The sequence below is a fragment of the Murimonas intestini genome, assembly GCF_024622195.1.
In the GTDB taxonomy this organism is placed as follows: Bacteria; Bacillota; Clostridia; order Lachnospirales; family Lachnospiraceae; genus Murimonas; species Murimonas intestini.
In genome coordinates, this window is sequence record NZ_JANKBI010000028.1 from 35308 (window position 1) to 44322 (window position 9015).

The window sequence follows — 9015 nt, forward strand, 5'->3', positions numbered from 1 at the left end:
CAGGTCTGTGCATTTACTGCACAGACCGTAAGAAACTGAATCAAGGGTACAAAAATCCTATCGCCGCAAGCGATTTTAAATGGATTTTTGCATGTAACTGTGAAGGTACTGAACAGTTACAAAGAAAATTTTATAGCAACAAGTTTCTTGGCTATGTTCAATTATCACTATAAGACACAGATATGAGATTTTCATGACTATTTCTTAAAATGTTTGTGAATAAAATATGACTTAATGTATGTACCATATCAGAAAATCTTGTTCAAAGGACAGATATTCACAACCGTTGAATATTCACATACGGCAGCTGCCGGGGGATACAGCGCCGCTGCCTCCCCTCAGGCTTTATCCCTTCATGGGATTTCCCGCTGGATTTTCCTCTGTGCTCACACCAGCTGTCCTGCCGATATTCTCTACATAGCTGCGCATCTCACTTTTGCTGTTTACATTCCTGGCCCCGTCCACCAGCTGGTCCTGCTGGCTTTTTGGCAGGCCTGCGAAATAATTCAGCACATCAGAATGTTCAGCCAGTTCCATTGTAAAGCCAATGGGAAGCTCCTGATTATCTATCATTTTCATCACCTCAGCATCAGTTTTTCCCACTTGGATATATCTTATACATTGTCCTGTGAAATCTGCGCTCCGATCAAAGTCAGGATCTTCAACATATTATAAAGGAAATGCGGATTGATCTGCGTCTTTTCCATCGTTTCCTTCCGTATATTCATAATAACATTTCTGTTATTTAAATATGCTGAGGACGGCTTTTTTATAAGCGGCCGCCAATTTTGTTAATGCATCCTGGCTCTTATCCGCCTTAGCATTTGCCTGATCAAATGCATGAAAGCAACCTTCATATTCATAAAATTCAACCTCAATTCCAGTGGCTCTCAAATTTTCCATATAGCATACTGTTTCATCATGAAACGGGTCAAGCGAGCCTACAACAGAAAATGCAGGAGGCAGGTTCTTATAATTCATTTCCCTGGCTGGTGCTGCGTAAACGGAAACGTCATCTTTTCCATACATATTATCCAAGTATAGCCTCCATGCTAATCGGTTCGCGTGTTCATTCCACATAGGAGCATCGTTATTTATCATAGATCCACTGGTCATCCTGTCGTCAAGCATAGGGTATAATGGCATTTGAAACGCAATCCCCACCTCTCCTTTATCACGGGCATACAGAGAAACGGCAACCGCCAGTCCTCCGCCTGCACTGTCTCCACCGACAAAAAACTGATTATTATATATCCCCAAATCATCCGCATGTTCTTTCATCCACAGAAGCGCGGCATAGCAATCTTCAAGCGCGGCAGGATAAGGCTTTTCCCCTGATAAAGTATAATCCGGTGATACTACAATACCCTCTGAAGCCAATATCAATCTCTCGGCATAGGGTATTGCCATTGTTGCACTGCCAAGCGCATAACCTCCGCCATGCAGCCAAAGAATACCCGGCAACTTTCCGCCGCCTGTTTTCTTTTTGGGTGAATACACACAAAGACGAAGCTTTCTGGAGTCCTCCCTTTCAATAAAATATACATCATTATTCAGTTTCAGGCTCTTTTTATTTCCTAAAACTTTTTGTAAAAAACGTCCCATTGTGACCAATGCCTTCTCATCCTTATAACGCAAAAATACTTTCATAAAACGCCCGTTTCTTCTATATTGTCTGTCAATCATATCCATGGAAACCTTCATAACTATACTCCTTGTTTAATCTGTTATCACCTAAGTATGAACGACTATTATTTCAGTTTTGCATCGTCCTCCACACCAGATATCTTTATCTTATAATTTTCTACATATAATCCATATTACCATCTGAGTATATCAGATAAATGTTTAAGAATTGTTTATATTATCATATAAATAAATTTTTTATAACAGTTATCTTGAAATTTCTTTACCGCTCCCAGAATCACCCATAAACGTGCTACACACGGGTTTATAAAATAAGCCGTCATGGCAAATAACTTTTCTTTGTATTATTATATCTGTTTATTTCTTATTTGACAAACCACTCCCAACCCTGTACGATATTAAGGACAAATGAAAGGTTACTGTTCACTCCGCAATGTCATTTAGATAACAATACAAACAGTTTTATTTTCACCCTACTGTGGAAGGTGGGTTATGCTTTCAATCCCATTTTAGGGAGATCATCATTGTTAACAGATTTTTTGGGTACTACAAATAAGCAGATTTACATCTGCTTCAAAAAAGGGTATGATAGGGAGGATGGATCTGTTTATGCAGCCCGGTATATAAAATATCGTGTTTTCCTGAAATGAGCTGTTTTTAGCCTTGGGTATTGGCGTTCATCCCGGATCGGGATCAGCTCTTTTTTTAGCAGAGACATCACATCTATGGAATCTTTCTCTGTGGTCAGACGGAGAAAGATTCTGCAAATATGTGCGGCTGCTGTAAACTTTATTTTATATGCATGCTTCGTCTCTTTCTTCTCTATGACCGTGTGGTTGATCATGATCTCCGTGATATTATACGCTAATAGTTTTGCCCATATCTCCTGTTGGATGTATTCCGGTTTATAAGCGTGAAAGTTACTCAATCTAATCGTATATTTTAATTTTCGGAAGGAGGTCTCGATCCCCCATCTGGAGCCGTAGATCTGCTTAATGCGTTCTGCCGGAAATTCCTCCCTGGGAAGATTCGTGACGATACATTCACAGGAACCATCCTGCAGCGGAAAACGCACGATCCGGAAGGATAATTCATAAGTATCCATGGAACCATAGGTTATAAAAGCAAAGGAAATAGCTTTATCAATAAAACGTTTTTAACCCTGTGCCGCAGCCAGCTTCTTTGAACGGCTGCGTACCAGGGTAACCGTGACTGTCATGTCAAAGGCTTCCTCGCCGGGGAGATCAAAATTCCCGACGAGCCCTTTGGAATGGATATCTTTGGTGCGGAACCGAAAGTACTCACCTGATTGGATGACATAGGCCATGTTATTGTAAGAGCAGTATCCCCGGTCTCCAATATAGATATTTTTAGTGCCGGGAAGGCTCTCCTGCCTGTCTACCATATCGCAGAAAGCACGGAACTCATCTTTATCATGTACAGGCTGCAGGATGGCATCAGCGTAAGTATGGCGTTGTAGATCATAAAGAGCATTTAAATGCATGTTATAAAAGCCCTTTTTAGAATGGCCTTCTGACACATAATAAGCGTCTGAGGCAAAGGAATGCTTACTAAAGAAAGCAAAGGTAGAACCATCAGCCGCCAGAAAGCGGTATTTTGTGGGAGGTTCCAAAGGAAGGGCCAGAGAATTAAACTGTTTAAAAACAGCCTGGAGGGCCTCAGGCTTGAGCTTGGAGCGCTGCTGGTTGAAAGCCGAAACAGAAGGGCAGGAATCCTGTAAATGCCAAAAATCCAAAAGCTCGTTACCGGTGCAGGAAGAACCTTGAGAAACAAGAAAGGAAATGAACAGATCGGGAGGGAGCTTTTTGTTACGTGTAAAGTCCCTGCCGGGATGGACAGCGTAGTCCGAAATGTTGCGTGTAACACAAGAGACAGCGGATTGAAAAAGTGACTTAATTTTATGATGAAACATAATAGATACCTCCATGAGTTAGAAAATATAGTTCTAAATCATGGGCCGCTCTCGTTACCGAAAAACAATCGTTAACGAGAGCGGCCGCACATTTGAGGTGATATGTCAATAGTTAAATTTAAAAAAATGGTTAGACCCCTATATTTTGGAATCTAACCATATATCTTGAAAGCTTATCTAAATGACATTGGTTCACACGCCACCATTCCGCGAGGTGTTTTCGTGCGTATTTTGCACGAAAATCCCGAGTTTTGCAGCGCAAAACGGCGAATTTTGCCGTTTCTGTGCATCGCGGAGCGTGTTAATGGTCACGGAGTGAACAGTAACTGTGAAATCTGCGCTCCTATCAATACCTCAGCTCCTTTTTGAAGGTCCGTGATTTTAAAGACCAGCTGTTCCCCATAGATAAGATACAGCCTGGCATATGTATTTACAAGTCCAAGTCCGCCAATCTCAGCCTCCAGATTATTTCTGTTCCTGGTGAGCTGGTATCTGATCTTCCCGATCTTCTGCTCCGTCCTGCGAATAATATCCTCCCCGAATCCTGCGCCGCCGTCCCTCACCAGCAGGTACCAGAAACCATTTTCCTGCCATCCCTTCACTTCTATTTTCATTATCTCCGCTGTATTTTCATATCCGTGAGTGACAGCATTTTCTACAAACTGCTGCAGGATTATCTTTGGTATGATCACTTTCATAATATTTTTTTCCACATCTATAGTATACTCCAGCTTATGTTCATATCTGCATTTAAGCAGAAAAAAATATTGCCTGAGATAGGCAAGCTCATCCTCCACAGAAGCATACCTTTCCTTTGTATTCAGGGAATACCTCAGCATGGAAGCCAGACTGCCGCAAATTTCACAAGTCATGTCATCTTCATTCTCCACACCTCTGTCACCCAGGATATTCAGCACATTATAAAGAAAATGGGGATTGATCTGAGTCTGGAGCAGATCAAACTGTGCCTGCAGCTGCAGAAGTGACAGCCGCTTCTCCCGCACCATAGATTCATTCAGCCTGGCGATCAGATTCTGGTACGCCTGATTAACTGCCATAATCTCATCGGTGACATCATCGCTCACCAGCTCGGCTGCAAGATTGTCTATCTGTGTCTTTTCCATTGTCTCCTTCAGCTGTATCAGCGGCCTTGTAAGCCTGTTGGACAAAATTACAATGATAAAGATGGCTGCCAGAAAGAAACATCCTGACACAAGGACTGTGACCGGCAGGATAGCAGGCAGGCTTTCTGTAATCTTCACTTTTTCTTCCACAACAAGTATCGTCAGGCCGTTTTCGTCCGATGTATAGTCAAAAATCACTTCCTTTTTCCCCGTCCCGGGATTAACAGCTTCCTGTATTCCGTTCTCTGCCGAGTCTCTTGCTGCCGAATAAAATTCCCGGGAAATATCTTTCCTGCTGGAATAAAACAGATCACTTCCGTGGAATACAACCACATCCATTCCCTGCTTTTCTGCCTTAAAAAGCTCCTCCAGATCATCGTCCTTTTTCTGGATTTCAAGAAATCCCAGACGCGGTCCCTGTATCTCTTTTACAAGCGAAAAAACATGAGGATTCTGCTTTAACCCCCAGTAATCCTCATGATCCGGAATCAGTACAGGCTTTCCCCTGGTCCCCTCTATATACCTAAGCCAGGGGTAGTCCTCAATGGCCCTCCCGCTGTCAACCAGCATGCTGCCATCATCGTTGCTGGCAATAATATCTCCCGCCTGATTAAAATAGATCACCCTGTAAAACCTGTTTATGATGTAGTCTGTATTTAATTTTGAGCGCACAATATTTCTGGCTTCTTCCCTGTAGCTAAGCCTTCCGCCATCACCTGCAGCAGTATTCGAAAGCGTATTGATCGCCCCCAGCACTTCCATATCTGAAAGGAAATAACTCATGACATCTTCCATAGACTGAAGCGTAAAATCTGCATTCTGTATCATATGGCGTGCCAGGATCTCCATATTCATGTATTCATTATACTTGTACTGTTTCATGCTGTAGCCCTGATATCCTATACCCACCACCACTGAAACTGCCAGCATAAAAGCTGTATAGGTAATAATAAGCTTTCTCCTGAATTTCATTACTGCTGCCTTCCCCCTTTTTCATTTATCCACAATGTCTGCATTACATTTCAGCTCACGGCCCGGTGATCATCCGCCATCCGTCCGGGCCGCCTCTGGTTCTTGCTTCAGCCTTTGACAGCCCCGGCAACCATCCCATCCACTATTTTTTTATTGAAAATGATAAACAGTATAAGCATGGGAACCGTGATCGTCATCACATCCGCAAAAAGCAGGTTATAGGAGCTGGAATACTGCCCCATAAAATTATACAGGGTCAGCTGTACAGTTGCATTTTTGCTGCCCGGCATGAAATAGAGCGGATTCATAAAATCATTAAATATAGTGACAGAATTCAGTATGACCACTGTAGATGTCACAGGCTTCAGGAGGGGAAAGATCACCTGCCTGAACAGTGAAAAGGGCGAACAGCCGTCAATCACCCCCGCTTCCTCCAGCTCTGTGGGGATAGATCCCATAAAGCCTCTGAAAAGCATGATCGTGAACGGTGTCTGCAGGGCCACCTCTATGAGGATGATCCCAGCAAGCGTCTTATAGATATGTATCCCCTTCATGATCCAGATAGTCGGCAGAATAGCCGGAGGGATCATCAGGCCTGTCATGATCATCACATTTACTGCCCTGGTCAGTCTGTCCTTTCTCCTCTGGAGCACATACCCGGACATTGATGAAAAAGAGATCAGCAGTATAATGGCGCCCAGTGTTATAAGAAAACTGTTCTTAAAAGCCGTCAGTATAATATGGTTATTTGCCTCAAATACTGCCTTATAATTCCCCCATTCCCAGACTGAGGGAAGCGACAGGTCCAGAAGGTTTGCTTCCCTTCTTCCCTTCAGCGAATTTAAGAAAATGAAAAGAAACGGAATAATAAATATGATTCCTGCCGCCAGCATTCCAACAATATCCCCCAGCAGGCAGAGACGTTTTCTGTTTTTCATCTAGTCCACCTCCCCTTTCATCAGGAACTTCTGAAGAGGAAATGCTATAAATGCTATCAAGATAAACATGATGACATTTCCCGCTGTTGATAAACCATAAAACCCCTCGGCATACTGCTTATAGATGACAGATGCCAGCACATCTGTGGCAAAACCGGGGCCGCCTCCTGTCATTGACCAGATCAGGTCAAAAGAGCGCATGCCTCCTATAAAAGCAAGAAGTATGACAGAATTCATTGCCGGCCTGCACAGCGGCAGAGTGATGTTTTTTAACTTCTGCCATCCGTCCGCCCCATCAATGGAAGCTGCCTCATAGTATGTCTTGTCTATAGCCTGCATTCCCGCAATAAATATCACCGTTGCAACACCCACTCCCTTCCACGCTTCAACTGAGAGCACAGAGAACAGGGCTGTGCGGGCGTTTCCCAGCCAGTCAGCGCCCCGCAGCCCCACAGCGCCCAGGGCTGAATTGATCAGCCCCTTTGTGGGGTGCATGAGTGCTTTGAAGGTGATGCCCACAGCGATGGTGCTCACCAGATTGGGAAAAAATATGACAGAGCGCAGAATATTCTTTGTCCTGATATTGCTTGTCAGAAATACCGCAATCAGAAAACCTGCTGTAACTTTCAGGGAACATCCGATGACCGCATAAAGCAGCGTATTCCTGATGCCGATATTCAGTGAGCCCTCTGAAAAAAACATCTTAAAATTTTCCAGTCCCACAAAAGTGAAATTTTTCAGATCCCAGACAGTCAGGCTGAAAAACAGTGAAGTCACCATGGGAAGGATAAAAAGTCCTGTAAAGATCACAAGTGTGGGTACCAGGAACCAGGCAGAATATATTTTCTTTTTATTCATCTGCTCACTTCCCTCTTACTCCCAGTCTATTCCAAGCTGCATCGCCTGCTTTCTGCAGTCGTCATCATATTTTTGTGCCGCTGTCTTTCCGTCCGTCTGACCTGACACACATTCCTGACAGATGGCGCCGCAGTTGGCTCCTTTGACAGCGCACTGGAATTCCATGGCAGTCCCCACTTTTCCTTCTTCATAATATTTCTGCATATCTTTTACTGCACCGTATACATTGTCCGGAAGTTCCATTCCCTTTATGGCATACGGCCCTTCCGGCAGAATCGCCTCGCTGTACGCATGGATGGCTTCCTCCGATATGTAGAATTCCATGAACCGTTTGATGGTATCAATGTGCTCTGAATTCTTATTTCCGTACCATGCTCCCGGCATCCAGACAGTCAGCCCGTTGTCATTGGCATCATCTCCCGGGACAGCGAATGCCCCAATTTTATTTACTTCATCCCCATAGATCTCATAGATATTAGAAAGAGCCTGAGACAATATGATCCAGTGTGCTCCCTCACCGTTTACAAGCATATCACAGCCGTCATCGTAGGTGGTTGCCAGATAATCCTCATTGTAGTATTCATTTGTCTCTGCCAGTTTTTCAAAGCTCCTGAGCGCCGCCGGAGTAGTTGCATATTTTGCTGAGCCGTTCTCAAAATCCTGTGCAAAATCCGGCTCCTGTGACAATACATTATAATTGTCCCCCAGATAAGGCACCTGGGCTGTCCACATTGTGCCAAAGGACCCGATCAGGGCCGTCTCTCCTGCATCCTTGAGTGTCCTGCAGTTAGCCATAAAATCTTCCCAGGTTTTTGGCACCTCCAGGTTATATTCCCTGTAGATATCCTTATTATAGAGCACCAGCCCCGCCGATGTGGCTGTCAGCGGTATCCCGTAAACTGCCCCGTCTACAGTTACGGCATCCTTAAATGTGTCATCCAGCTTCTTAGCCCATTCCTCTTCTGAGAGATCAATGAAATACTCAGAGGGGTTCAGCTCCTTTAACAGACAGCCGCTGTTAAACCCGCAGAGGTCTGCCATATCACCTGAAGCCAGTCTTGTCTTCACAATATTTCTTCCGTCAGGCCCTCCAACTCTCGTCTCGATCTCTACTGTAATGCCCAGCTTTTCTTCTGCAAGATCACACACTGCCTGGATCCCTGCCATAGAAGTATCCGTATCGATCAGCATTGTGATCGTATCCTCCTTATACTCCCATTCCTGCCCTGCTGTCCCTCCGTCAGATGCCTCAGCCAGGATCCCTGATCCTGTCATTGCCGCTGTTCCTGTTAATGCCATCACTGCTGCCAGCGCAGCCGCCCCATTTTTCTTCCAGTTCATACTAAAAACCCTCCTTTATTTGATGATATGATAATAACATTTAAGGGCTTTTGTATACATGGATTATTAAGCCCGTCCGTATGTAATATCCAGGTTACTGTTCACACTTCACCATCCCGCGAGGTGTTTTCGTGCGTATTTGCACGAAAATCCCGAGGGCTGCAGCGCGAAACGGCGGTTTTTGCCGTTTCTGTGCATCGCG

Annotated in this window: 8 protein-coding genes; all 8 read right to left on the bottom strand. The window is 44.3% G+C overall.

All coding sequences use genetic code 11. The features are described 5' to 3' along the window. Nucleotides 1–345: 345 nt before the first annotated feature. On the bottom strand, nt 346–573 hold the full coding sequence (locus NSB28_RS24075; RefSeq protein ID WP_109627235.1) for a hypothetical protein: 228 nt from the start codon (nt 571–573) through the stop codon (nt 346–348). Nucleotides 574–741: 168 nt separating this feature from the next. Then, nucleotides 742–1704 (bottom strand): alpha/beta hydrolase, encoded by a 963-nt coding sequence (locus NSB28_RS24080; protein WP_109627237.1) that lies wholly within the window; start codon nt 1702–1704, stop codon nt 742–744. A gap of 550 nt (nt 1705–2254) precedes the next feature. Further along, nucleotides 2255–2752, bottom strand: a complete 498-nt coding sequence (locus NSB28_RS24085) for a transposase (RefSeq protein WP_257497744.1) — start codon at nt 2750–2752, stop codon at nt 2255–2257. A 51-nt stretch (nt 2753–2803) separates the two neighbouring features. Then, nucleotides 2804–3403, bottom strand: a complete 600-nt coding sequence (locus tag NSB28_RS24090; RefSeq protein ID WP_257497743.1) for a transposase — start codon at nt 3401–3403, stop codon at nt 2804–2806. A 485-nt stretch (nt 3404–3888) separates the two neighbouring features. Continuing rightward, nucleotides 3889–5676, bottom strand: a complete 1788-nt coding sequence (locus NSB28_RS24095) for a sensor histidine kinase (protein WP_109627239.1) — start codon at nt 5674–5676, stop codon at nt 3889–3891. A 107-nt stretch (nt 5677–5783) separates the two neighbouring features. Further along, the gene (locus tag NSB28_RS24100) at nt 5784–6614 is read right to left on the bottom strand and encodes a carbohydrate ABC transporter permease (RefSeq protein WP_109627241.1); all 831 of its coding nucleotides are present in this window, start codon (nt 6612–6614) and stop codon (nt 5784–5786) included. Beyond that, on the bottom strand, nt 6615–7472 hold the full coding sequence (locus NSB28_RS24105) for a carbohydrate ABC transporter permease (protein WP_109627243.1): 858 nt from the start codon (nt 7470–7472) through the stop codon (nt 6615–6617). It lies immediately after the preceding gene. A 15-nt stretch (nt 7473–7487) separates the two neighbouring features. Next, entirely contained in the window at nt 7488–8813 is a 1326-nt protein-coding gene (locus tag NSB28_RS24110; protein WP_109627245.1) for an ABC transporter substrate-binding protein, read from the bottom strand. Nucleotides 8814–9015: the final 202 nt, after the last annotated feature.